Origin of the sequence: Caballeronia sp. NK8, from assembly GCF_018408855.1 — a bacterium.
Taxonomy (GTDB): domain Bacteria; phylum Pseudomonadota; class Gammaproteobacteria; order Burkholderiales; family Burkholderiaceae; genus Caballeronia.
The window spans coordinates 709,261-734,614 of the sequence record NZ_AP024326.1 but is presented as its reverse complement, the minus strand read 5'-3'; the positions used below and the strand labels follow the sequence as shown (position 1 = coordinate 734,614).

21 protein-coding genes and 5 pseudogenes are annotated in these 25,354 nt (G+C 57.9%); 13 read left to right on the top strand and 13 right to left on the bottom strand.

What is annotated here, in order from left to right:
• The first annotated feature begins 57 nt into the window (after positions 1–57).
• The 3 genes and pseudogenes from NK8_RS36275 to NK8_RS36265 all read left to right on the top strand — a co-directional run.
• Positions 58–2,217: a chemotaxis protein CheB gene (locus NK8_RS36275; protein ID WP_213233448.1), complete on the top strand. Its 2,160-nt coding sequence runs from the start codon at positions 58–60 to the stop codon at positions 2,215–2,217.
• 99 nt (positions 2,218–2,316) lie between these two features.
• Complete coding sequence (locus NK8_RS36270; protein ID WP_213233447.1) at positions 2,317–3,900, top strand: ATP-binding protein; 1,584 nt, start codon at positions 2,317–2,319, stop codon at positions 3,898–3,900.
• Positions 3,901–4,064: 164 nt separating this feature from the next.
• Positions 4,065–4,524: pseudogene (locus NK8_RS36265) on the top strand (low affinity iron permease family protein); the annotation flags it as partial.
• Positions 4,525–4,681: 157 nt separating this feature from the next.
• Here NK8_RS36265 and NK8_RS36260 read toward each other — a convergent pair.
• Positions 4,682–6,268, bottom strand: a complete 1,587-nt coding sequence (locus NK8_RS36260) for an ATP-binding protein (RefSeq protein ID WP_213233446.1) — start codon at positions 6,266–6,268, stop codon at positions 4,682–4,684.
• A gap of 1 nt (position 6,269) precedes the next feature.
• Positions 6,270–7,073 (bottom strand): alpha/beta fold hydrolase, encoded by an 804-nt coding sequence (locus NK8_RS36255; RefSeq protein ID WP_213233445.1) that lies wholly within the window; start codon positions 7,071–7,073, stop codon positions 6,270–6,272.
• Between the two features lie 602 nt (positions 7,074–7,675).
• Between NK8_RS36255 and NK8_RS36250 the strand changes: the two genes are divergently transcribed.
• Entirely contained in the window at positions 7,676–8,068 is a 393-nt protein-coding gene (locus tag NK8_RS36250; RefSeq protein ID WP_213233444.1) for a response regulator, read from the top strand.
• Between the two features lie 211 nt (positions 8,069–8,279).
• On the opposite strand, the gene NK8_RS36245 is transcribed toward NK8_RS36250, so the two are convergent.
• From NK8_RS36245 to NK8_RS36220, 6 genes are all read right to left on the bottom strand, one after another.
• Positions 8,280–9,155 carry a manganese catalase family protein gene (locus tag NK8_RS36245; protein WP_213233443.1) on the bottom strand — a complete coding sequence of 292 codons (876 nt, stop codon included), beginning with the start codon at positions 9,153–9,155 and terminating at the stop codon, positions 8,280–8,282.
• Positions 9,156–9,400: 245 nt separating this feature from the next.
• A complete protein-coding gene (locus NK8_RS36240) occupies positions 9,401–9,577 on the bottom strand; it encodes a hypothetical protein (RefSeq protein WP_213233442.1) in 177 nt (58 codons plus the stop codon).
• Between the two features lie 28 nt (positions 9,578–9,605).
• A complete protein-coding gene (locus NK8_RS36235; RefSeq protein WP_213233441.1) occupies positions 9,606–10,487 on the bottom strand; it encodes a YsnF/AvaK domain-containing protein in 882 nt (293 codons plus the stop codon).
• 240 nt (positions 10,488–10,727) lie between these two features.
• Positions 10,728–11,015 (bottom strand): DUF2382 domain-containing protein, encoded by a 288-nt coding sequence (locus NK8_RS36230; protein WP_213233440.1) that lies wholly within the window; start codon positions 11,013–11,015, stop codon positions 10,728–10,730.
• Positions 11,016–11,043: 28 nt separating this feature from the next.
• Positions 11,044–11,760 carry a hypothetical protein gene (locus tag NK8_RS36225; RefSeq protein ID WP_213233439.1) on the bottom strand — a complete coding sequence of 239 codons (717 nt, stop codon included), beginning with the start codon at positions 11,758–11,760 and terminating at the stop codon, positions 11,044–11,046.
• Positions 11,761–12,300: 540 nt separating this feature from the next.
• Positions 12,301–12,591 (bottom strand): hypothetical protein, encoded by a 291-nt coding sequence (locus NK8_RS36220; RefSeq protein ID WP_213233438.1) that lies wholly within the window; start codon positions 12,589–12,591, stop codon positions 12,301–12,303.
• A gap of 223 nt (positions 12,592–12,814) precedes the next feature.
• Between NK8_RS36220 and NK8_RS36215 the strand changes: the two genes are divergently transcribed.
• The 6 genes and pseudogenes from NK8_RS36215 to NK8_RS36190 all read left to right on the top strand — a co-directional run.
• Complete coding sequence (locus NK8_RS36215; RefSeq protein ID WP_225936561.1) at positions 12,815–13,120, top strand: CsbD family protein; 306 nt, start codon at positions 12,815–12,817, stop codon at positions 13,118–13,120.
• A gap of 360 nt (positions 13,121–13,480) precedes the next feature.
• The gene (locus NK8_RS36210; protein ID WP_213233437.1) at positions 13,481–14,767 is read left to right on the top strand and encodes an Nramp family divalent metal transporter; all 1,287 of its coding nucleotides are present in this window, start codon (positions 13,481–13,483) and stop codon (positions 14,765–14,767) included.
• 317 nt (positions 14,768–15,084) lie between these two features.
• Positions 15,085–15,933 (top strand): formate/nitrite transporter family protein, encoded by an 849-nt coding sequence (locus tag NK8_RS36205; RefSeq protein WP_213233436.1) that lies wholly within the window; start codon positions 15,085–15,087, stop codon positions 15,931–15,933.
• A 112-nt stretch (positions 15,934–16,045) separates the two neighbouring features.
• Positions 16,046–16,540: pseudogene (locus NK8_RS36200) on the top strand (ferritin-like domain-containing protein).
• Between the two features lie 234 nt (positions 16,541–16,774).
• Positions 16,775–17,210, top strand: a pseudogene (locus tag NK8_RS36195) (alcohol dehydrogenase catalytic domain-containing protein); the annotation flags it as partial.
• Positions 17,209–19,039, top strand: a pseudogene (locus tag NK8_RS36190) (FdhF/YdeP family oxidoreductase); the annotation flags it as partial. The pseudogenes NK8_RS36195 and NK8_RS36190, both read left to right, overlap by 2 nt.
• 18 nt (positions 19,040–19,057) lie before the next feature.
• On the opposite strand, the gene NK8_RS36185 reads toward NK8_RS36190, so the two are convergent.
• Positions 19,058–19,639: a hemerythrin domain-containing protein gene (locus tag NK8_RS36185; protein ID WP_301549927.1), complete on the bottom strand. Its 582-nt coding sequence runs from the start codon at positions 19,637–19,639 to the stop codon at positions 19,058–19,060.
• A 102-nt stretch (positions 19,640–19,741) separates the two neighbouring features.
• Positions 19,742–20,231 (bottom strand): annotated as a pseudogene (locus NK8_RS36180) (low affinity iron permease family protein).
• A gap of 483 nt (positions 20,232–20,714) precedes the next feature.
• Between NK8_RS36180 and NK8_RS36175 the strand changes: the two are divergent.
• From NK8_RS36175 to NK8_RS36165, 3 genes are all read left to right on the top strand, one after another.
• Positions 20,715–20,906 (top strand): hypothetical protein, encoded by a 192-nt coding sequence (locus NK8_RS36175; protein ID WP_213233435.1) that lies wholly within the window; start codon positions 20,715–20,717, stop codon positions 20,904–20,906.
• Between the two features lie 1,413 nt (positions 20,907–22,319).
• Positions 22,320–22,715, top strand: coding sequence for a response regulator transcription factor (locus NK8_RS36170; protein WP_213233434.1), 396 nt, complete (start codon positions 22,320–22,322; stop codon positions 22,713–22,715).
• 227 nt (positions 22,716–22,942) lie between these two features.
• Entirely contained in the window at positions 22,943–23,257 is a 315-nt protein-coding gene (locus tag NK8_RS36165) for a hypothetical protein (RefSeq protein WP_213233433.1), read from the top strand.
• Positions 23,258–23,341: 84 nt separating this feature from the next.
• Here the strand turns inward: NK8_RS36165 and NK8_RS36160 are convergent, their stop codons facing one another.
• From NK8_RS36160 to NK8_RS36150, 3 genes are all read right to left on the bottom strand, one after another.
• Positions 23,342–23,614 carry a hypothetical protein gene (locus NK8_RS36160; RefSeq protein ID WP_213233432.1) on the bottom strand — a complete coding sequence of 91 codons (273 nt, stop codon included), beginning with the start codon at positions 23,612–23,614 and terminating at the stop codon, positions 23,342–23,344.
• Between the two features lie 298 nt (positions 23,615–23,912).
• A complete protein-coding gene (locus tag NK8_RS36155; protein WP_213233431.1) occupies positions 23,913–24,371 on the bottom strand; it encodes an NUDIX hydrolase in 459 nt (152 codons plus the stop codon).
• A 559-nt stretch (positions 24,372–24,930) separates the two neighbouring features.
• The gene (locus NK8_RS36150; RefSeq protein WP_213233430.1) at positions 24,931–25,191 is read right to left on the bottom strand and encodes a hypothetical protein; all 261 of its coding nucleotides are present in this window, start codon (positions 25,189–25,191) and stop codon (positions 24,931–24,933) included.
• Positions 25,192–25,354 lie beyond the last annotated feature (163 nt).

The window sequence follows — 25,354 nt, the reverse complement described above, 5'->3', positions numbered from 1 at the left end:
GGGGCCGATGCCACCATGCTCGAAGACATGCTAGCAGGCAACTTTCGGCGTCGCTAGATGAGCAACGGCGACGCGATTATCTGCATCACTGGAGACGACGTGATCCATCCATCAACAGCCGCTAATGAAGCGACGTCCCCGGCCTTTCCACTAGTGGGCGTCGGCGCCTCGGCAGGCGGGCTGGAGGCCATTTCGGAACTGATGGCGGAAATTCCTGCGGTCAGTGGGATGGCGTTTTTGGTTGTACAGCATTTGGATCCCTCCCGTCGCAGCCTGCTGCCCGAAATCCTGCGTAAGAGAGTGTCCATGCCGGTGATGGAGGCCGTTGACGGGATGACTGTCGAAGCGGACCACCTGTACGTCATTCCTCCCAACACGAGCATGCTGGTTGATCAACGTCGGATCCGCTTGCGGCCGCGCGACGGCACGCTCGGCCCGCCGATGCCGATCGACGACTTGCTGAGCTCGCTCGCGAGTGATCAACGTTCGGGAGCCATCGGGGTGATCCTTTCCGGCAGCGGATCCGACGGCGCGCTGGGTCTGAAGGCCATACAGCAAGAGGGTGGCATTACGTTCGCTCAGGACGAGGCCTCAGCGCAATACAGCAGCATGCCCCATGCAGCGATTGTGATGGGCGGCGTCGACCGCGTTCTCTCACCGCGTGAGATCGCGAAAGAATTGATGAGCTTAGGCCGGCATCCCCATGTGCGGCGGCCACAGATTGCCGAGGAAGGTCCACAGGGCGAGTCCTCTGAGACGAGTTTGCGCACGATCTTTCGGCTCCTGCGAAATGCCTGCAATATCGATTTCAGTCGCTATAAGCACGGTACCATTCAGCGCAGGCTGTCCCGTCGCATGGCGTTGCGACAGCTGATCTCCGTGGGCGAGTACGTCGTTGTGTTAGAGTCGGAGCCAGCGGAAGTCCTGGCGCTGGGACGCGATCTGCTGGTCCAGGTGACCAGTTTCTTTCGGGATCCAGAGTCATTCGATGCGTTGAGTCAGACGGTCTTTCCCCGGCTCACTGCTGCAAGAGATGCTAGATTGCCCCTCAGGATCTGGGTGCCTGGCTGTGCAACCGGCGAGGAAGTCTACTCGATCGCGATATGCCTGATCGAGTATCTCGGCGAGCCGCGCGACAGTTTCCCCGTACAGATTTTTGGCACTGATATTAGCGCGGCGGCGCTGGAGACGGCCCGCGCGGGGCGGTATATCGAAAATATCGCGAGAGACGTGTCGCCAGAGCGTCTGGCGCGCTTCTTCGTGCGTGAAGGCGAGTATTATTGCGTCGACAAGTCGGTGCGCGAACTCTGCACTTTCTCCCGTCACGATGTGCTGAATGATCCACCCTTCTCGCGGATGGACTTGGTGAGCTGCCGTAATTTGCTCATCTACCTGAGTGCGCCTGCGCAAAGAACGGTGATGCCGCTCTTTCACTATGCGCTGAAGCCTGACGGCCTCCTGATGCTCGGACCCTCAGAGACAGTGGGCGCCTTCTCCGAGCTTTTCGGCACGGTTGACGACAGGCGCAGCAAGCTGTTCACCAAAAAGCCCCGCCTCGGCCCGCCCGCCGCGCTCGGCCCGACCGCAACGCATGTCCCGACGTCGCCCACGCGCGACGTCGTCGTTCCCGAAAGCGCAGTCGAGGCTTGTGATGCGGCCTCGCTGCGCGCCGAGGTCGCTCGCATCACGTTCTCGCGGTACGCGCCTCCCTCCGTACTCTGCGACGACGACCTGAACATCATCGAATATCGTGGCGATACTTCGGCCTATCTCGTGAACCCGAACGGCCCGCCGATCAACAACCTCCAGCGACTTGCACGACCCGAAGTCTTCTTGGCTCTCAGCGAAGCGATCAGACAGGTTCGTCAGGAAGGCGTGGCAATACGCAAGTCCGGCGTGCGGACTAGCGGTGTCGGCGGACCTCAGAGTATCAGTCTTGAAGTGCATCCGCTCCAGAGCGCCGGCATTGACGGGCGATGGCTATTGATCTTTTTCGAGAAAGCGCGGCGATCGGACGAGTCCACCGCGCCACGGCAGGAAACGTTGAAGGCGTTGATGCTTCAGACGTTGCGGCAGCGGCTGGGCCGAAGAAGTGCCGCCAAAGACGCCGATCCGAGAGACGACGAAATCGCACGGCTGAATGCCGAGTTGAACGCCATGAGTACCCAGATGCGAGCCATGCTAGAAGAGCATGAAAGCGCCCGCGAGGAACTCTAATCCAGCGAAGAAGAACTGCTCTCAAGTAATGAGGAGTTCCAGAGCACCAACGAAGAGCTGGAAACTGCGAAGGAAGAACTGCAATCGCTGAACGAGGAGTTGCTGACCACCAACGACGAACTGCGCTACCGCAACCGGGAGCTCAGGATGCTCCACGAAGAGGTGGCAAGTGCCCGCGACTATTCGGACGCGATCATCGAAACGATGTCCGAGCCGCTCCTCGTATTGCAACCGGACCTGCGTGTAACGCGAGCCAACCGCGCCTTCTACCAGACGTTTAGCACCACGCCGGAAGTTACGATCGGAACGCTCCTCTATGCGCTAGGAAATGGCCAATGGAACATTCCGAGTCTGCGCGAATTGCTGGAAAAGATTCTGCTCCAGAAGGCGGTGGTCCGTGACTTCCAGATCTCGCATGATTTTCCTCGTATCGGACCGCGTACGATGCGAATGAACGCTGCGCGCGTGATCGGGCGTGCGCGTGAACTCATCGTGCTCACTCTCGAAGACATTACTGAACATCAACTCGCTGTGGAGGGCCTACAGGCGGCTGATCGTCATAAGGATGAATTCCTGGCGATGCTCGGGCACGAACTTCGCAATCCACTGGCCGCGGTCGGTAATGGATTGGCGATCTGGGGCCGCACGGACGTCGAAAAGGAAACACAAGACTTGGCGCGAGCAGCCGCGACGCGGCAACTAAATCACGAGATCGGGCTGGTCAATGACTTGCTGGACGTATCTCGCGTGACGCGCGGCATCATCAAGCTCAACATCGAGACTGTTGACTTGGCACAGATCGTCCGACACAGTATGGCCGCGCTGCACGCAGAAGTTGAGGGGCGCAACCACGAGTTGACACTTTCATTGCCGACGCAGCCCGTGATCATCAAAGGCGACGCAATGCGACTCGAGCAAGTCGTCACCAATCTGTTAAGCAATGCCATCAAATACACGCCTGCCGGTGGCCGACTTGAGATTTCGCTAATTGCCGACAACGGCGAGGCGGTCCTGACCGTGTCCGACAACGGCATCGGCATGACCGCGGACTTTCTACCCACCATCTTTACTATTTTTGTTCAGGCAGAGCGCTCACTGGACCGCAACTTCGCGGGGCTGGGACTAGGCCTTGCCCTGGTGCACCAGTTGATCGAATTGCACCGCGGAACCGTGCGGGCATTCAGTGATGGTTTGGGCCAAGGCAGCGTATTTGTGGTCCGACTTCCGATATCAACGGCAAAATTGCTGTCGCCGCTCATGCAGGGTTTGATTCAGGACGCGGCCACCCCTAAAGCCCGCAAGATTCTTGTGGTGGACGACAACGACGATGCGGCCGAGAGCACAGCGATGTTGCTGAGGCTCGAAGGGCACGAGGTAAGGGTCGCACCTGATGGCCCGTCCGCTTTGCAAGTCGCAGCGGACTTCCTGCCCGACGTCGTGTTACTTGACATCGGGTTGCCGGGCATGGACGGCTGCGAAGTCTGCCGCCAACTACGTGCCATGTCTGAATCTGCCGATACCATGTTGATTGCGCTAAGCGGATACGCGGGGGATGATCACCGCGAGCGCGCGAGACGGGCCGGCTTCGATGTTTACCTCGTCAAACCGGCGGACATGAAGGAACTGAACACCATCATCTCGTCGCCTCGCCATATGCCGGGAAACCTTGATCGCGAGTCGTAGCGGCAGAGAATTGACCCGCGGCTTCAAGCGCTTAAACGTTCAAAATACATTATTAAGATGGTGCCAGTTGAATTTGACGTGATCAGTTCGTCCGATCGCCTTGCCTCCTTCGGCAGCCTGCGCCTTACGCCCGGCCAACTGACATGCCAGTTGCATCAACGTTTATGCACGGAGCTTCTGGAGACGATGATGAACAACGCGAATTGTCCGGGTCGTCTACCGACGAGATCGACACGGTTCCCGACACGTCGAGTCCGGCTTACACCGGCCGGCATCCCCTGACCCGCGCGTTCGATAAGTTCGCCAGTCTCGTCACTCGTTGGGCGGGTTCACCGGTCGCCTTTTCCATGGCGGTATGCACAGTAGCCACATGGGAAGTGATAGGACCGATATTCCATTACTCCGACGGCTGGCAACTGTTCATCAACACTGATACGACGATCGTCGCTTCGCTCATGGTGTTCCTGATTCAGCAAAGTCAAAACAAGGACAGCGTGGCGCTCCATCTGAAGCTGAACGAGCCTAATTTTACGCAGAAGGCCGCGAGTGACAAGCTGTTCGGAACCGAGAATGCAAGCGAGGAAGCTTCGCCGCTTGGCGGCGGCATACTTGCGCGTCGCAAGCGGCGAAGACTCGTCGGCAGGAATTTCTCTGCGTGTTACGTTGCATAGCGCCGGCGGCAAAAACCTTCTAGCTCCTTACTGGTTGCATGGTAAGAGGAGGCGCTCGCATGCCGCGAGAAGATGGTTTGTTCGCGAGTCCGATTCAGCATTCGACGAGGTCAACCCGCCTCGACCGAAGCCGAATCCGGGTCTTGCAGCAAAGTCAGCAGGCACGACATGTCAATCGGCTTGGTAAAGTGCACGTCAAAGCCCGCGGTGATCGCCCGCTCTTTGTCCTGTGATTGTCCCCAACCGGTGAGGGCGATGGCGAGCAACCCGGGGGCTCTTTTTGTCGCGCGAACGCTTTGCATCACCTCGTAGCCGCTGATATCGGGCAGTGTTATGTCGAGAATCACGGTATGGGGATCGAAAGCTGCGATCAGTTTGATCCCGGCTTGGCCAGTGGCTGCCGTACGGACCGCGTGTCCTTCGGCCTCAAGCACCATTGCGAGAGAAGTCGTGCTGTCGTTGTCGTCGTCGATAATAACGACTCTTCGACTCTCGAATTTGACGCCCGACTTTGCTGCGGCCATCGGGTGCGGCGCGCTCTCCGTCGATGCGTTGAGCGCAGGCAATTGCACCACGAATTCGCTCCCATGCCCGACGCCATCGCTTCGTACCGAGACTGTCCCACCCATGAGCGTCGTCATTGCGCGGACCAGCGAGAGTCCGATTCCGAGGCCACCGCGCGAGCGCTGCAAACCAGGGGTAAGCTGCGAAAAGATCTCGAATATCTTCCCGAGATCTTCAGGAGCAATGCCGATGCCGTTATCCCGAACAGAGACGACCGCATTCTTTCCATCCCGCATTGCTGTCAGGTGTATGCACCCCTGTGTAGGCGTGTATTTCGCTGCATTGTTGAGTAGATTCTGGATAATCTGCGTAAGACGAACCGGGTCGGCATCGAGAAAGATGGGATCGCCGGGCGCGCACACGATGAGCTCGTGGGACGAGGCGTCAATGTTAGCGCGCGAGCCCTCGACAGCTTGATGCATGATGGTGATCAGTTCGACCGTTTGCCGACGCAGCTCGATCTTACCCTCGGCAATGCGTGAAACGTCCAGAAGGTCATCGACGAGACGATCGATGTGCCCGATCTGACGCTGTAGCGCATCACGCGACCACGTGAGTTCAGGATCCGCGTAGTTCTTGTTGTAAAGCACAGCAGCCACGCCCGCAATGGAGGCGAGTGGATTGCGAAGTTCATGTGCAAGCGTGGCGAGAAATTCGTCCTTGCGGCGGTCCGCCATCTCGAGCGCGTCCTGCGCGGCTCTTTTTGCTTCGAGCGCCTCCTCGGCTTCGTGGCGCGCACGAAGCAATTCGTGCTCATACTTGTGCCTATCTGCCACGACCAGTACCGCGAACTCGTCGAAATCGACGCCCTCAAAGGGCTGTCGCACCACGTTAATGAGAACGGGGACGATCGCACCGTTACGATGCAGGATGTCCAGCTTCACCTCACTCACCGAGCGTTGCATCTGGAGCAGCGGGGCCCAATGAGTCTGGTGGAAGACCTTGCCGCCGATGGTCAATAGATCCTGGAACCTGCGCTTGCCGACGAGTTCGTCAGGCGAGTAACCCGTCCACCGATAAAACATTACGTTTGCCCGAAGGATCAAGCCTTCGGTTGTCGTCGTCAGCAGTCCGCACGGCGCGCGGTCAAATGCGGCGCCGATGAACGACAAGAGCGGGCCGGAGTCGTTCATACTAATGTTTCAGCGCGGCGAGAAAACGCTCTATCGCGTCGATACTGGCGCATGGTGCACTCAGATGAGGGCAATGACCGACGTTCTTAACGACGCTCAAGGTGCTGCCGGGAATCATGCGGTGCAAGTACTCGCCAACCGCCATGGGCGCAAGCAGATCGTCGTTTGACTGAATGACGAGAGTCGGCGTCGTCACGCGGGAAAGGTCGGCGCGATGATCCGCGAGAAAGGTAACCCGCGCAAAGTGCTTCGCGATGTCGGGATCTGTCCGGCAAAAACTGTTGGTCAGCTCCTCGCCAAGCGCGGGTTGATCCGGCGCGCCCATGATTGCCGGCGCCATGGTGCTGGACCAACCAAGATAGTTGGCCTCGAGTGTGTCGAGCAGATTCTCAATGTCTTGACGCGTGAATCCGCCCACGTAGTCACCGTCGTTAATGAACGAAGGCGAGGGACCCACCATGATGTTGGCCAGAAACCGTTCCGGCGCGCGGATCGCGGCGAGCATGCCGATCATCGCGCTGACGGAATGGCCCACATAAATGACCGGGTCGGCGCCAAGTTCATCGACGATCTCGAGCACGTCGGAGGCGTAACCATCAAGCGAAGCATATTTCCGGCGGTCATAAGTCGTCAGATCGGACTCGCCGCTTCCCACCAGATCGAACAGCACGGTCCGATACCGCGAATCGAAGTTTGGTGCGAGCGAATGCCACATGTTCTGGTCGCACCCGAAACCGTGGGCAAACACGATTGTGAGGCGGCCTTCGCCTGCGATATGGACGTTGTTCCGAGTCGTTATGGACATTCAGTTGGGCGAAAGGGGAGCGGCGAGATGATCGCGAGGCCGGGTTGAGCATACGGGGAGATAAGCGAAGGGAACGCGCGATCATGCCGATGGCTTACTATACACAATTTCGCGCATGGATTCCCCGCACGCTCTACTAATCGGCAAAATTGACCCGGAGATCGAGCATAATTGGCTTGCACTCGAACACTGAACCGGATCGACGAACGCGCTGGCACTTTAGTGGGACGAATACGATCTCGTGCGCACTGCCGGATCGCCACGCAGGGGCCAACAACCGTGTTGCGCTGCCGTTGACAGCTCGTCCTGGTCATCCTTCACGCCGAGCCACTTCGGATTGCTATGGCGTTAATATTTTGAGCTGATTGGGTCATAAAGCCGACAAATGAACCAGCGATCAAAATAAGACCCAGCGGGTACGCCTGGGAAGCATTGAGTCCCCACAAAAGGAGAAATGTATACTCGCTCTTTGACAGCCCATTTTCATCGAGAGCCGACACCCCATAGCGCTGTTACGAATGGTTAAGACGGGGCGAGAAAACAAATTCCCTCCATCAGGAATGCCACGTGCGCTTCGAGTAGGACACGCCATCGAGAAGACCATGTCCCAACCACCAACAGCACCTCGGCTTCTCTTGGCTGATGACGACGGCAGAGTGCTCAACGCCAGCGCGGCTGCTCTCATACTTCAGGGTTTTGAAGTTCGTACGGCCCTCGACGGTCTCGCAGCCTTGACCGCCATCCAGCGCTGGCATCCTGATGTTGCGTTGCTGGATATCGAAATGCCAGTGATGGACGGGCGCGCGGTCGCGCGGACCGTGCGGAAAATGGATCCTAAAATGCAACCGTTGCTGATTGCGTTGACAGCCTTAACGTCCGTTGCCGATCGATTAGCGTCGATTCACGCAGGCTTTAATTATCATTTTACCAAGCCTATTCAATTCGAAGCCCTCCTGCGAACGCTCGACTTTCATCTTGACCTGCCGCGCAGGTAGTAGTCGCCAATTGACCAAACAGCTTGATCGTCAAGAAGGAAATTGAGCTTTGCGCTGATGAGCTCTCAACGTTTGTGCGTCTTAGCCGTTCGTTCACCAATAAGCGATCGTTGATGTGCCCAGCACGGCAGTATTCACCGCCTGCATGACGGCCAATGCAAAGCGGCCCTTGCGGGCCGCGTTTCTAGTTTTTTGCGCGCAGAGCCGCGCGTCAAGCAGCTTGACCTGCTCCGAGTTCAGCACCCGTGAGCGGGTCGCTGCTGGGATCGGAGGCCGTTCGTGCCGCCATGGCTTGCAGTGTTTCCACATCCGCCGACGGGACCGTTACCGTCGCCAGTCCATCACCTCCATCGACAGCGGGTTGGGGATTGTCTACAAACGTCCACTCGGGTCCTTCGTTCCACGGACCACGCGTTGCAGATTCCTCGCCTTGCGACATCTTATAGTAGACGCCAGTAAATTCCGGGAAGCCGGGAAGCTTGCCTTGAGGAAAGTTCGGCTGAATCGAATGAAGCGCTTTTTCGAACGACTTCTGATGCGCGAGCTCACGCGTCATCAAAAAGCCAAGCGTATCGCGAATGCCGGCATCGTCGGTCACGTTGATGAGGCGCTCATAAACGATCTTGGCACGCGCTTCGGCCGCAATGTTCGAACGCAGGTCGGCAGTGGGTTCTCCGATCGTATCAATGTAGGCCGCCGTCCACGGCGCGCCGGCAGAGTTGATCAATGCGGGTCCACCGCCGTAAAGCAGGGACGTGGTGTGCGAGTCGTTGCCCCCGCCAGTCATCGAACGATAGAGTTCTGCCTCGCTCTCGACAGCCTCGGCTAGTTGGCCTTTTGCTCCTTTATTCAACATCGCAATAATGGAACCGATGATTTCCAGGTGGCTCAATTCTTCTGTTGCGATGTCGAACAGGAGATCCTTGCGACCCGGATCGTCTTCGCCCACTGCCTGCGTGAAGTAACGGCAAGCCGCACCGAGTTCGCCTTGCGGTCCGCCGAATTGCTCCAGCAGCAAGTTTGCGAGACCCGGATTGGGTGCCGCTACGCGCACGGTATATTGGAGACGCTTATTGTGAATAAACATGGCTTTTTCCTTCCAAAAAGTTTTCGCACTATGCGTGAGACGTTCCGCGTTCGATGGACGCTTCTCGCCAGTAACGATGTTTCGCCGAGCGGTCCCGCGTCAGCGTTGACGCGGCACGCCTTCTCATGAAGGCGCTCAGTTCTCAAAGCGAGTATCGCTTTGGCGTGGTTGCATCAGTTGCTGAAGTGTTACAGGGGAAGACGGGTGGCTGCATCTTGCGATTAGATGCGACCACCGAGAGAGTGTTATCGAGTTACTTTGCGCTTCTTGGGTTCGGCGCGTGTAAGCGCTGCGGTCCAGAATGCGACAACATCGCGTTTCGTTGCAACTTTTGCGCGACCTCGTGCCGCTCCGACCACCGTGTTTGCACCGCTTGACCACTGGCTCATGAACGGATTCTTCTTCGCCCAGGGATTTTTCATGGATGCGCCTCTGAGCAGGCGCCATGCGTTATACGGCTTTCGTGGGCGTTTTGATGATTGGTTCGTCCGTGCTTTGCCGCGGAAGTCCCGATTCCAGTGCGCTTCCACCAACACGTTCGACTTCGACGTCCGTACCACGCAAGGTCTCGTTAATGGTCTCCGTGCGCTCGGTTGCCTCACGACCCACGACGACCTCCTCGATGACGTGTGCCGTCTTGGCCACCACTGGGTGCTCAGCCGTCTCGCGAATTTCCACCGAACCTTCCTCGAGATCCGCCGCCGTTGCGACGCGGTCTACCGAGCGCCGCTCGATCGTCGCGTGTTCTTCGCGCAGATTCACCGATTCTGAAACAGGTGTTTCGGTCGCACGGGAATACACCCGAACGCCGCCGGTTTCCACTTCTCGCTTGCCTACATCGAGCGATTCGCGCGTCACGGCGAATGCTTTGCGATCTGCGGAAGCTTCATCGGAGGTGTAGGGCTTGGCGGCCGCGTCGAAGCCTGTATAACCGGTGCTTCTCCATTGCGCGGCGCGTTCTTCGACATCCACCGCACCTGCCTCATGCATCGTCGAGCGAACCATCCCAACGTCCGCTTCATCGGCGGCCGTGACGGTCAGCAATGCGCCGCCACGACGGACGGCTTCCTGATAGTGGCCGACATCGTCCGGTCGATCATCGGCGCCGAACATGTTGCTAAAGAAGTGTTCGATTTTGCCAAACACTCCGGTTTCGTCAGTCGTCGCGGTCGACATTTCGGCGCCGGGTCGAGCAGGGTCACTGGACGCGCCTGCTTGCCCAGTAGCGTGCACATCCATGTCGTTACGGTTCAGGCCGCTCTCGACCAGACGGGAGACTGCTGTTTCGGCTTCCTGAAACGAGTCGAATACACCTACGATTACCTGGCTCATGCGACACTCCGAATTGAATTGGGCGGCCTGAAGGGCGGCCGGAAAATAAAATTTATTCAGCGGGATTTGTTGCGGACTCGCCTGCGCCTGAGGACGGTAACGGCGGGTCCGCAATCCAGTCTCCAGCGGTTCCGACTCGTCTTTCTACGACGACTTGTTGACGTTGCAATTCTGCGACGTGGACGGCTGCCTCCGTGGAGACGACAGTCGTGATACGTAGCTCTTCCTTAAGCACCAGCTTCAGTTCAGTAACCGGCACATACTCGAGACGGGCACGATTAAGGTGTCGCCCTCGTGACGCGGGGCAAACTGAGCATCGACAAATTCATTGATCGCAACGCGCTCTATATGCACGGCACGGCTGTGCACAACAACGGGAAGCTCAAGCAGTTCGCGATGTGTGATAGTGCGAACACGAACCGCGCCGGTTTCCTCTTCGCGGGCCGCAAGCTGGAGTCGTTCCTCGCTCGCGACCAGCGTGCCCGACTCGCTGCCAGTATCCGGCGTAGGTTCCAGGCCACCGTTCATGTCCGGGCTCCGATTCGAGATGCATCGTTCAGTGCGCAGGACGGTTGCTCGGTATGGGGCGCTTTGGCGACCGAGGTGCGTCGCCTTCGAATGCGGCACCACCGGCGTCCTCAACCGGAGGTTGATGACGAAAGCCCGCGCCGCCAGATACGATGGCGATGATCATGCCGACCAAGAGCGCTGCAAACGAGAACCACGAGGCACGTGCGACGCCGCGTGCTGCCGTGTCGGCGGCCTGGCGTGTATCGGCTTCAGCTTGCGGACTGGAGGCCATCGCTGTCGCTGATGCGACCGCGCCTTGCACCTGCGCTTTGAGCGAGCCCATCATCGTGCCGCTGGCTGCGGACGGGCTCGCCGCGGCGACTGCAGTGGCTCCCGTCGACGCGACGCTGCCGACGGCGCTGACAGCACTTCCCATCAGCGACGTCGCGCCGTACGCCATCGCAATGATCATCACTGCCCAGGCCAGGAGCCCGTGAAGCCAACCCAGCACCGGGGCGCACCGACCGGCGAAATATGAACCGACGAACACCGCGATCACCGTCATCACGATCATGTAAGCGCCCGAACCAAACGCGAAGCCGCGTGAGGGATCGGGCTGAGTGAGCGGCGACAGAACAGACGCACCAATTGCCGTTCCGAGCACCGTAAGGATCAGATAGGCGATGAGCGAGAGTATGACTCCGGCGATGACGGCACCCCATGAGATGCGAGGAAGACCGTCTTGTGTAGTGAGCAGGCGCATTTTAGAATCCGTGACGTTAGGAACCCGAAAAATCCGATGGTTTCAGAAGTAGGGTTAGCACAAATATCGCAAAGGCTATTCCCAGGTGGCCCAAAGGATGGAGGGAGGCGTTATTTGCGGCTTTGCGTCACTAGGATCAGCATAATTAAGCGGGATCTACTCCAGGCATGGAACATCAAAGGGATTAATTGCCCACGATCCATCGGCCAGAGTAGCGCTGAACGAATTCGAGCCGAGCGAAGTTTCAACGACCTGGAACGCTGCTCGGTTGCGCCACAGATGGCTTGTGTTGGCCGCGGGATTTCTGCAAGCAAAAACACGTTCGAGGACCTTGACCGTCGTTGTTGCGGGTCTTTCCAAAATGGCCGAATCGGCTGGACCCCAGGTGTTTGGTGCTTCTGATTCGGCTTGTTCATTGGTTGCATGGCGGTATGCGCAGCGACCTTGGGGGATTGCTCGCGGGCGACACACCGGACTGAGTCTCTCCGCAACCGAATCCGCTGCGCCGGCCGCTAGATCGGGAAGCCGTGGTCGATTGCTTCAATCGGGGTGGGTTGAGCGCGCGACGCATGGGCTGCTGGGCGATGCGCACCCCTCGTTCGTGAACGCGATTTGAGCGCCGTGCGCGTTCGAGCTTGACGTATCGCCGCTATACAGTAACGCAGCTTCCGTCGACCCGATGGTCGCCGCCGCGCCGAGGGCCGCGGCATACACACTGTTAGCTTGCGTCGACCCATTCACATGCTCGTCGAAGCAAAAGCTCGCCGCCGCGCCGAAAATGGCATAGCCTGCTGCAAAGTTGTGGGCGAAGAACTCCTCAGCCGAGAGCATCGCGCCTTTCAATATATCGGGCAAAAGTCGTGATTTTGCCGTGGAGCTGCAAGACACACGGCACGTGTCTGACAGAAGGCAAAGGCGGATTGCTCAGGAAGGCCAAGGGTAACCGGCTTCTCCAACGGGAACACAACTTGCGCAAACGACACACTGTTAGAGAGCACACAATTCGACGCGCGGTAGAAGTCAATGCATTGCTCAAACGTAACCAGGACTGGGAATGGACTCAAATAGTGCAGAGGGAACGGTCAAAGAAGTGGCCGGTAAGGCGCAGAATGCTGCCCGTGACCTGATAGGCGACACCGGTAATCAGACGGCCGAAAAGGTGCGCCAGCTCAGCGGCAAGACGCAGCAGCTATACGCGGACACAACGGAACTGGTGCGAAACAAGACTGTTGAGAGCCCGTTCACCACTCTTGCCATCGCCGCTGGATTGGGCTTTTTGCTCGGCGCGATTTGGGCAACGGCGAATTCACCACCGCCACGTTCTTTTAAAAATCGGCGTCGCGACGGTGACCAAGATTAGCAGGAGGGTGTTCGGCGGCTGCCGAACCTAAGAAGCCGGTGCCCATTTAGGACGGCAACCATCCAAAGGTGCGTCCTCCCCTATTTCTCGTCGACCTGGTTCCCTTCCGGGCAAGCCGAATCCGCAGGGAAACGCGAATTGGTCTGCGAGCGCATGCTGTTACCCGCCCGAGGGCGCTCTCACCGGGGTCATCGGCTCACGCGCTCGAAGGTCACAGTCTGATATTCGCTTTCCCGAGCGGGCAGTCCTTCTGGAAAGACGCCTTCACCGAAGAAGGGCGGGATCCAACTGAAAACGAGAGCAACACCGCCTTTTGTCAAGCGAAACTCATTGGGATGGTTCGCGAACTCCGGATATCTAATGAGCGATACGCTTTCCGTTGAAAAAAGCAGTTCTAGTGACCACGCCGTTGCCGAGATGCGTGAGGTCCTTAATGGTCGTCGGCGCGGACTGCGAGCCATCGCCCCGTTTGCTGGCCCCGCGGTGGTCGTCTCGGTTGCATATATGGACCCCGGCAACTTCGCCACGAACATTCAGGCGGGTGCGGGTTACGGGTACGGACTGCTGTGGATCGTCGTTGCCGCGAGCCTCGTCGCTATGCTTTTTCAGTTTCTATCGGCGGAGCTCGGGCTTGTCACCGGACTGAATCTTGCCGAAGTAAGTCGTCTGCATCTTCCGCGCGGGCTTGTCATTGTCATGTGGGTAATCAGCGAGATCGCCGCCATGGCCACCGATCTTGCCGAATTTCTCGGAGGCGCAATTGGCTTTAGCCTCTTGCTCCATATTCCAATGCTGGCCGGAATGGTGATCACAGCGGTGCTCACCTATGGTCTGTTGCTGATACAGGGCCGCGGTTTTCGTCCAATGGAAATCGCAATTGGCGCGCTGGTTGGGCTGATCGGGCTCTCATACCTCGCACAGCTGCTCATCACGCCAGTTGATTGGTCTGCAGTTCTTCGCCAAGGTGTGAAACCTGAGATAGCCGGTCCGGGCGCATTGACAGTCGCAGTAGGCATCGTGGGCGCGACGGTTATGCCTCACGCACTTTTTCTGCACTCCGGGCTCGCTGGCGAGCGCGTTCGGCCCCATTCCGAGAAGGAGCGAAGGGGACTTATGCGTTATGCACGCTATGAAGTAATCGTCGCACTCGGATTTGCCGGACTGGTTAATCTGGCGATGGTAATCGTTGCGGCCACCGCGTTCCACAGTGGGCACCCGGAAGTCGCGCAGATCGACACTGCATACCACATGCTGGTTCCGCTTCTCGGCGGGGCAGCAGCCGGCCTCTTTCTTGTCGCACTGATGGCTTCGGGCGTGTCGAGCTCAGTGGTCGGAACGATGGCCGGGCAGATGATTATGCAGGGCTTTCTCACTTTCGCCATTCCGCTCTGGTTGCGTCGTCTGCTGACGATCATTCCCAGCTTCGTGTTGGTCGCGATAGGGATCGATACGACCCGCGCACTGATCCTGAGCCAGGTGGTGCTCAGCGCCGCGGTACCCGTTCCGATGCTAGCAATTCTATGGTTCACGTGTAGCCGAAAGATTATGGGGGCGCATGTAAATGGTGTGTGTGTTGCGGCTTTAGCGGCGATTGCGGGAATCTTCGTTCTCTCTCTGAATATGGTTCTGCTAGCGCAGATACTTTAGTGCGGTACCTGAGATCGTTCCAACGAAAGCTGGAGGGCCTCGAGCATGTTGCGCGTTCGGAAGTGCTCGTGACATGCTGCTTCAATCGCATTCCGATCGATGTATCACTGCCACGCGCAACAAGCATAGCAGGGTAGCGTCAACTTGTACGGGGGCGATACTTATCCCGCTCTCGAGATTGCGGAATCGCGATCTTGCATTTGAATCTTCTCTCGACGGTATCGCCTACATACTGCGCGTTCGCTGACCCGCGGGCTTTTCAGCTATCTACGACGGACCATTAGTTCCTGATTCGATCCACTCAAGCTGGAGGTTAAATGTCTGACACCGAAGCGGGATCCAATTCGCCTCACCTCAACAAGGGCGAGCAGGAGCAGGCCGCGGACCACTCGACGCCCGCCGCGCTTGTCATCCACGAGATTGTGCGGGAAGAGGGTGAGGCCGCCATGGAACGAACGGTTTCAGCGCTCACCTGGTCGGCGCTCGCAGCCGGACTGTCTATGGGTTTCTCGTTCCTCATGCAGGCAGTTCTCGAGAGCGGACTACCCGACAGCCAGTGGCGTCCGCTCGTTTCGAGTTTCGGCTACACCGTTGGCTTTGTGATCGTCATTCTTGGTCGCCAACAGCTGTTCACGGAGAGCACGCTCAGCGTTGTTCTTCCAGTGCTCACGCGCCGTGATCTGAAAACAGCTATCAAGGCGCTTCGCCTCTGGGGGATTGTACTCACGTCGAACTTGATTGGGACAGCCTGCTTCGCGGCGATGCTCCAATTGCCTGGTGTATTTTCTGCAGATGTTCAAGAATCACTCGACCGCATCGCCGGAGCGCCGTTCTCTGGCGCTTTTGGCGTGACCGTCGTACGCGCTGTATTGGCGGGGTGGCTGATCGCGCTAATGGTATGGCTGTTACCCAGCGCGCGCTCAGCGCGCCTCCTGACGGTCTTGTTGATTACGTATGTCGTTGCCGCTTGCAAGCTGTCCCATGTAATTGCCGGATCCGTGGAGGGCCTCTATGGGGTTTTCCGCGGCGCTGTCGGGATGAGCGACTACTTTTTGGTGTTCCTCATCCCGACCTTGATCGGTAATGTAATTGGGGGCATGTCGCTCGTTGCGCTGATTAACCACGCAGCGATTGCGCCAGAAATTACAGGCGGCGATCCAGTCTAGGTGCACAACTGAACTGATTTGGGAGTGTTCGCGTGTCACCGGGCGCCGCGGATATATCAATTGCGCTCCAGTAAATCGACGCTTAGCGTTCCAAACTACCCAGGAGAAATACATGACCGCCACCACCCTAAATGACCTGTTCATTCACGCCCTCTCGGACGTTTACAGCGCCTAAAAGCAACTGACGAAAGCGCTTCCAAAAATGGCGCGAGCCGCGACAAACCCTGAGCTCGCAGCGGCATTTACGACGCACCTTGAGGAAACCAGGGGGCAGGTCGAGCGCATCGACCGAGTGGTCGAAGTTTCTGAACTCAAGCTTAAGCGCATCAAGTGCGTAGCGATGGAAGGTCTGGTCGAAGAAGGTCAAGAACAGATCGATGAAATCGAAAAAGGGCCCATCCTCGACGCGGCGCTTATCGCGGCGGCTCAGAAGGTCGAGCACTATGAGATTGCGTCTTACGGAACGCTCGCCACGCTCGCAAAGAAGCTTGGATACAACGACGGCATGAAGCTCCTCCTCGCGACGCTGGAAGAAGAAAAAGCGACCGATGAAAAGCTCACGTTGCTCGCGACGCAGGAGCTTTCGGAGGCCGAAGTCGGAAAGTGATTCCACGCGAACATTTCGTCAGAGGACGGTCGGCCGTGCCGCCGTTGTCCGACTGACGCCCAGATCGCCAGACTCTCGGTTCGTTTTGTCCCGCCGAAAGCAACGTGTCATGCGGACTACGGGTGCGACACGATAGCGCAGCGGGCGCGGCCCGATGACGCGATCCTCACCTGTTGCCGAGGCCGGGCAACCAACGTGCGTTATCGCTCGTACATTGTGAGCGGGAGAGAAAGGATGAAGGCACTAACCTGGCAAGGCAATAAAGACATTCGCTATGAAACGGTTCCCGACCCGCAGATTGAACATCCGCGCGATGCGATCATAAAGGTGTCGAGTTGCGCCATCTGCGGGTCGGACCTACATCTGTTCGATAGCTTTATGCCGGGAATAGAATCAGGCGATATCATTGGCCACGAGTTCATGGGCGAAGTCGTCGAAGTCGGCAGGGACAACGCCGCGCTTAAGATCGGCGACCAAATTGTCGTCCCTTTTACGATCACCTGCGGCGAGTGCGATCAGTGCAAGCGCGGCAATTTTTTCCGTCTGCGAGCGAAGCAATCGCAACAAAGACGCTGACAAGCTCTTCGGCCATACCACCGCGGGCCTCTTCGGTTACACGCATCTAACGGGCGGCTATCCGGGCGGCCAGGCCGAATATGTGCGCGTGCCAAACATCGTACATGTACCATTTTTGCACGCATGTACGGCACCAACAATTTGCCCGACAGCTCGAACATGTGTCATGAGAGCACGAGCGTCGGACTGAAGGAGGCGATCGGTGTGGGCGTCGGCACCGTGAGGCTCGAAGACTTCGAGAAGACCGATCTCATGTTCTTCTTTGGGCAGAACGTCGGAACCAATAGTCCGCGCATGCTGCATCCGGTTCAGGAAGCCAGAAAGCGCGGCGTGCCGATCATCACGTTCAATCCGTTGCGCGAGCCAGGCTTGTTGAAGTTCAGCAATCCGCAGTCGCCGATCGAGATGATGACGCCTGCGCATACGCTGATCAGCACGCAATATCATCAGGTGAAGACGGGCGGCGACACAGCGGCGTTGCTCGGCATCTGCAAAACCGTCATCGACGCCGACGATCGCGCCCGGGAACGCGGCGAGCCGCGCGTGCTCGATATCGATTTCATCGACACGCACACCGTGGGATTCGAAGTCTTCGCGAACTACGTACGCGCCGCGTCGTGGAGCGATATCGAGCGCGTGTCATGACTGCCGCGCGTGGACCTCGAAGCCGCGGCCGCGGAATACATGCGTGCGAACGCGGTGATGGCACACTACGGCATGGGCATCACCCAACATAGGCAGGGCGTGCAGAACGTTCGAATGCTATGCAATCTGCTCTTTCTGCGCGGCAATGTCGGCAACCCGGGCGCGGGGCCCTCGCCGGTGCGCGGGCATTCGAACGTGCAGGGTCAACGTACGGTGGGCATCACTGAGAAGCCGGAACTCGCGCCGCTCGACAAGCTCGCAAGCCAGTTCGGCTTCGAGCCGCCTCGCGAGAAGGGCATGAATATCGTCGAGACGTTCGAGGCGATGCTCGAAGGCAAGGTCAGCGCGGTCATCAGCCTCGGCGGCAATCTGGTGCGTTCGGTGCCGGACCGTATGCGCATCGAGCCGGCATGGCGCAATCTGAAACTCACGGTCAGTATCGCGACGAAACTCAATCGCAGTCATCTCGTGCATGGCGAGAAGTCGTACATTCTGCCGTGCCTGAGCCGCATCGAAATCGATACGCAGGCAAGCGGCGCGCAGGCGGTATCAAAGGAAGACAGCACCGGCTGCATTCACGGCTCGCGCGGTGTGGCAGAGCCCGCTTCGCAGGATCCGCGCTCGGAGCCGCGTATTGTTGCGGAACTGGCGAAGCACACGCTTGGCAAGCGCTCGACTGTGGACTGGGATCGCTGGCGCAACGACTATGCGCTGGTGCGCGATGAAATCGCTAAGACCTATCCCGAGACGTTTCACGAATTCAACGAAAGAATGTGGACGCCGGGCGGCTTCCCGCGCGATCTGCCCGCACGTGAACGCATGTGGCAGACGAAGAGCGGCAAGGCGGAGTTCTCCGTTCCCGAGACCCTTGGCGAAGACCCTGATATGCCCGAGCGTGAGCCGCAATCATTGCGCCTCGTGACGCTGCGCAGCGACAGCCAATTCAACACGACGATCTATAGCCTCGACGACCGCTTTCGCGGCATAAGCGGCGATCGCATGGTGATCTTCATGTGCGAGGCCGACATGACACGCCACGGTCTCCAGAAGAACGACTGCATCACGTCGCGCACGATCGCCAACGATGAATTCGAGCGGCGCGTCACAGGTTTGCGCATAAAGCCCTATGACATACCGCAGGGATGCATCGCCGGTTATTACCCCGAGTGCAATCCGCTGCTGCCGTTATGGCATTACGCCAAGGAAAGCAAGGTGCCGGGCGCGAAGTCGATTCCGGTGCTGATCGTCGAGGTGAACGGTAGGCCGCGCGAAGCGTGATGTCGATCACGCATGGCGTTAGAAGCGTCGCGCGCCGGCGGGGCGCAGACAATGCACGATGGCGAGCGCGCGAAGCGACATCACAGCGAGCGGTGCGAGCGGAAACGTGCCGATTGTGTTCGCCGCGATCGCCGATGGCCGATGCCGCGAGATCAGTTGCATGCGGCGCTTCGTCATGCGCATGCCGAGTTCAGACAGCTGTGACGTCAGCGCGCGCTCGGCGGTGGGAAGCAATACCGTTTCCTCGTCCGCGAAGTGATGCATCACTTCTCGCAGGAGCTGCATGAAGCGCGCATCGTAAGCGGCGTCTCGCGGACCCATGGCGCGCAGCTTCGCTAGCTCTTCCCTCATCGCGTCGTGCTCGGGCTTGCTCTTTGCGAGGCGCTCGTCACCGGCCATGACCTCGCCCAGCGCGCGGTAAAAAATCTCTTCCTCCAGTTGCGCATGAATTTCGAGCGCCGTACAAGCAAGTTCGACGATGGCGCGCTTTCTCCACCACGGCGTCCGCGCATGATAGCGATGAAAAACCGCCAACACATGCGTGTGATCCATGCGGATCACCGACGTGATGCTTGGGAACGATGTGATGTCCACGGTCACTCCTTCGTGCAGGGCAGGATCGGACGGTGTTGGAAACGGCATTCTGCGAGCCGCGGGACACGGCAGCAGATCGAAAGGTCACAAGCCTCCGCGAAGGATCATTCAGTGCGTCGAGACTTCTTCTGGCATCGCACTGGTGACATCTTCCGGCTGCCTTGTCGATAGACGAAGGTACGCGGCTGCAAGGCGTCGCAATTCCTCTTCAGAAGCATCCTCTATTCCGATAAGCTGATTACTCGCTGCACGATGGGATGACAGTAACTCATTAAGTTTTAGATGAAGCGCGACACTGTTCCTGTTCTGACTTTGCTGAATCAGGAAGACCATCAAGAACGTGATGACGGTGGTCCCGGTGTTGATAACAAGTTGCCAGCCATCGGAGTAGTGAAATATCGGCCCGGTCACGATCCACTTGACTACTGTAAGTACGGCCAGACAAAACGCGGCCGGTGAACCGGCCCACCTAGTGACCAGGCTAGCGAACTTGTCGAACGCGGGCTAACGGATGTTGACTTGCATAGGCCGGACTTGATGTGTCTGGAACGGTGTCGAGTTCATCCGTAGACGAATGCGATAGCTTGGGCTCACTCATCGTCGGCTCCACATTGACTAGGCGAATTGAAATGCAACTAGCGTGCCCGTTGGTCGGCCGTAAGGAATGAGCAACATTCCCTGAGTTACGATGTCAGTCGCTGCGGCTCTTGTCCGCAAGTCGTCCCGTTCATGCTCGCCTACGACTCATCGATGTCGCGGTATTCGCCGCTTCTGATTTTGGCACCATCGAGCGCCGCGAGGAAATCAAAGCAGGGCTTGCTTTGTTTCATCGTCCTTCATCGTCATTACCAACAGAATTCCTGCCATGTGTCGGAGGGACTCCGACACGCTATTTCTTCGGCACTTCCGGCCAAGGTGCAAAGTTAAAATTTTATGTTCATAAACAAGCGGTTACGGCAGGCAAGCGAAACCTTTCGAATTTGGCACAGAATGTGAGTAGGGTTTGGTGAGCGTTGCTTCGCAACGCTCCAATTACAGTCCCGGCCGTTGCCGTCACGCTACTGATAAAGGTTGAACCGAAATGAGCACACTAACTGTTGTTGATCTCTCCCAGGAAAAGGAGCTGTCTCATGCCGAGATGGCCCGTGTCGTCGGCGGGCACGATGTAGAAAAGGAAAAAGCGCTTGTGGAAGCCTACCGTGTCATCAACTCGATTAACACGTTAGAGAATACGCCCGACCCGGCACCCGCCCACGTAGGGATGAGGCTGTAGTAGTAGAGCACAAAGTGAAAGACGAGATGTGAAGAGCACTATGACGCTAGTCGCTTTGCATAAGGGCTGGATTTGCGGCCCTTATGGCTTTTCATCGCTGTCCAACATCATCCGCGGGCGCGAGCACCTTTAGCGACATGTGCGACCTTGCCGTGCTGTTGCCATGAACGCGTTACTTAATTTCCGCTCAGTCCGCCGGCATAAAGGCGTGGGTATCACCGCTCGCTGCTCGTCCGCGCGACGTTGAGTGCGTGGATGCCCTGCGAGGGATAAGCGACCGGGCCCTCATCGCGACGGGCTTTCCGTGGAGCGCCGGCTGTCAGATTTGACTCGAACAGCCTAAGCGTCAATTTGCGAAAGCAATGCGTTAAGTCGGCTTCGTTGGACAACTATCATTCCCGGCGTCGACAGCGCCTGCACAACTCTCTCCCGCCAGTAAGTTCGCGCGAAGGTTGAATGCGCTCCCTCACCACGAAGAACACGCTCGAGATGTCGAATCTCGCCGTCGAGGCCCAAAGCGCTATGCTCGTGCTCTCCCGAAGGGCGTTCGAATCGTCTAATCATTTCCATTCAGTCGACGTGCCTTCTTGGCGCCTTGAGTCTTTAGATTTAAATAGTTTCGAAATATGCCCGAAGTTTACCTGATTGAAAGGAATTATTCATCATGGGAAATTTATTAGATTGGTTGCAATCAGTATACGAGCGAGGGCGGATACTTGACCATATAAGTGCGAACGTTCGATAAATTCCTCCGCCTATTCAGGAATAAAGAGGAAATCACACCGCCACCACATCATGCGTTCGACAAAAACCGGTCAATATTGCTTTTTGTGTTACAGCGTCAACTGAATCGGCAAATTTATCAAATCAACCTTTTGACGTGAGAAACTGCATCGGTTTATTGGGTAAGGCGGCCAACGTGCTGACAAACGAGGGCGCTGATGACGCCGAAATCATCATACGACCCGCCGGGGGAGGAGTCTGGCGTGTCGAGATTCCACGCGACGGTATCGTTGTCGTCAAGGTTGCGAACAACCGAGATGAGGCGCTTTCGCTGGCGCGGAGGCTGTACCCCGAGCACATATCCGCCTCTTGCCGGCAGGTGAGTCAGCCGAGACCCTTTGTGACGACCTGCCTTGCGCAAAAATGCCGCACGGGAAGAGCCGCTCTGCCTGAGGACCCGGCTGGAAGTCGTAGCAGCAACCGAGCCCGTGGTAGACCAAAGAATAATACGAGCCAGCGAGAGGACCGCTGCCAGATGGCGAACGTCTCGTCGGCAATCGCACCGTCGCGGGTGGGTTTGACATGTGCCTTTTCGTGAGGGTCAGCGACTCGCAAACCCTTGGGTTTGCCTTGGTTCGGGCATACGCCATGCGCCTGATTTCGATTCCCGACAGTGTCTCAGGCCAATAAATGTCTGCTTCCGGTGGTCCGTTGACCTCGCGTTCGCCCGTGGTCCTGCTTATCGACGATGAACCGGACATTCGCAATGTCTGGGCGATGGTGCTCGAAATGGAAGGCTTGACGGCAAGCACCGCGGCGAATGGACGAGAGGGGCTCGAGAAGGCGCGCGAACTTCGGCCCGATGTAGTCATCTGCGACTTCATGATGCCGGGACTGAACGGGCTCGAAGTCTGTCGCCAGTTTCGCGAGGACGAGGCCCTGAAGAACATAGCGTTCATCTTGTGGTCAGCGGTAAAAGGCATCGATGCTAACGGCTCTGCCGACCTGGTCGTGGAGAAGCCCGTTCATATCGAAGCCTTCCTTGAAGACATCAAATCGCTAGCCAGCCGAAATTCAGGAAAGTAATGACCAATTTGTTCGGCGAGCAATCTCACAATCGGGAGTGCCCCACTTCTTGACGAGTCAGTTTGCTGTCAACTCGAGGTGCGCTATTTAAGTTGCCTTTACATGCCCGACATTCCGCACTTGGTCGGGCTTACCGGACGCGTCATATCTACACCGACGTGGAAAGACTGGGGCGGAAACTTCACGCGCCTCGGCGAAGTCCGAAACCTCAAACCCTGGGAGAAACTATGCTCGAGCCATCCGGAACGGTTGAGCTCTTGGTCGTCGAGACCGCGACTGGTGAGGAAGAAGAACTCGTCCTCACGGGGAAGGACTTTCACCCTGAGCGCCGCTCGATGATTGACGATGACGTTCTGCACGATGATGACGAGGGCGAATACGTTGCGCACGCAAGCGCGTTGGGCTTTGACTTCAAAGTCGTCGCAACGCCGCCAAGCCAAATTGATATCGAAGATGACGCAGAAGAAATCCGCGTCGAGGTAGTCGACAACGCCTTGGAGTTCGTGGAATCAGAAGATGACGAAGACGAGATGGACGGCTGAGACTTCGCCGCGTCGACCTTAGTCCGCGCGCAAGGGCGTGCCTGCGGGCTGACAACGCGGCTCGACTACTTCACTTCTTTTTGGCTAGTCACCAAAGGGGTCCGCTTTCTCCTTCGCCTCGGTGCTGAGGTTGAATTCGGCACGTACCGCCTTCAGCACACGTTCGATGTCGCGTTCAAACCCGACCGCGTTCCCGAAGTGACTCATGTTCCAATTACAGCCCGTACCATCGGTTTCCTGCAGTTGGGGCCGCGGCACTCGAATCTTCACGCCATCCTCGATGACCTCTTGCAGCCGATGAATGCGCCGGTCGACCTCCTGCTGGAGGCGAGAAGCGGTAAGCATCTTGCGTATCATCCAGGCCTCCTTCCGGTGCTCAAGCTTACTATTGATGCGGGCGTACCGCCCCAATTTTTCCCGTCTTACCGTCGCAATCGCAGGAGAAAGCTTGCCGGCCTGTCTGATATAGCCTGAACTTGCGCTTAGCGAAAACGAAAGGTGTTTGTAAATTCTACTGTTACGGATAATTTAAGCTAAGGCCCGTTTCCGAGACAGGAACGTCGTCGCTCGCCCCCATTCCATTGCATTCATCCTCATGCTCGGCTTTTTATTTCAGCCTCGCCGACTCCAGTATGGCGAGCAGCGCTTCCGTTGCTCATCGTCCTTCACCGTCGCCCCCATATGTCGTGGGCGGTCCCGGCGACCCAGCCATCGCATCGATGGACTCCTGAAGCGTGGCGCTAAGTCTGTCCCGTTCGTGCTTCAAGAAAATCTCGGCAATCCCCCTCGTCGGAACGCTCGCCTCGATGCGACGCAGCGCTTCCAATCGCGGCCACTTGCATCGCGCAATTTCGTTCGCTGGCACCGACTGGGCCTCGGGGTCGACGCTCGCAACGAAAACGAAGTGTCGAGTCTGGAATCCGCGGAACTGAAAAGCGTAGCGAACCTGCACTGCCTCGAGGCCCGTCTCTTCTTTCAGTTCGCGGACAGCGGCGTCTGCAAGGTCCTCGCCGGTCTTCACGCGACCGCCGGGAAACGCCCACCGACCGCGGGCGCGTGCGACCAACAGTACGCGTCCATCACGCTCGCAAATGACCGTCGCTCTACGTTTCATCGGGTTCAGGGTCGAATTTTTCGCAGGCAAATCACACGTGGCGCCGGGTATTTCGGCAGCTGCGTCAAGGATATAAGTGCGAATGGTATAGCGTAAGCGCGTCTCAGGTACTTGCGAGGCTCCTCGATGAAGTCACGCTCGAGCGTCCAAATTTGTTTGCCGGCAACTGTGCTCGGCGCGGCCTGCCTGTTGTCTGTGCCAACGCTCGTCTTGGCTCTGCTTTGGATTTTCGCGGGAACTGTCTGCGTCGGATACCGGGACTTGAAGAGCTTCCCTAGCGACGGGGTGCCTCCGCGTTGGCAGACAGGTGTTCGCAGCGGATTTCTCTGGTTCTACCACTTAGCTTGGTGGCCTTGGTATATGCGCGACGAGTTAGCTCATCTCGCGCGGACCGCGAAGTCGCGCTTGTGCAAAGCGACGCGACATGCGAGGTCTCCCAAAGAGGGTGAAGATAAGTCGCACTCGGGCCAAGAGAACGACCGGTAACCCGACCAATCGCGCTGCGCCTCACTCGTCGCGACCACGCCCGACCAAGCTTCTTTGTGGCGCCGACTGCCGGTCATCCCACGAGGTCTTCGACCATTCGGTTCGCAGCTGCGATACCTGCAGCCAAGGCGTCCGATTCGCTGTCAAACGCAATGCCTCCGTCGTCGCCTAGCATCAAGCGTGGGAAGGCCGGGATAGCGGCTGATGGCAGAGAAATCGTGACGACTGCCAGGAACCCGGCCATGGTGCGGCACGCGGGCTCAATGACTTTGCTCTCAGAACCCAGCACGCGCACGTTCAGCGCGTACTTCTCGCGCGACCAAGAAGTCTGCATGCATGCCTCCGTTCGGCTAACCAAACCGTGCGCCGGGAATGACCTGAACCACGGCAGCCGGGACAGTAAAGCCGCCCCGGCGCCGTGTCAACTCGCAAACCTGCGTGAGAACCGAATCTTGCGCAGAAGTGAATTTTCGAAGCAGGACGCGCTATGAACGTCG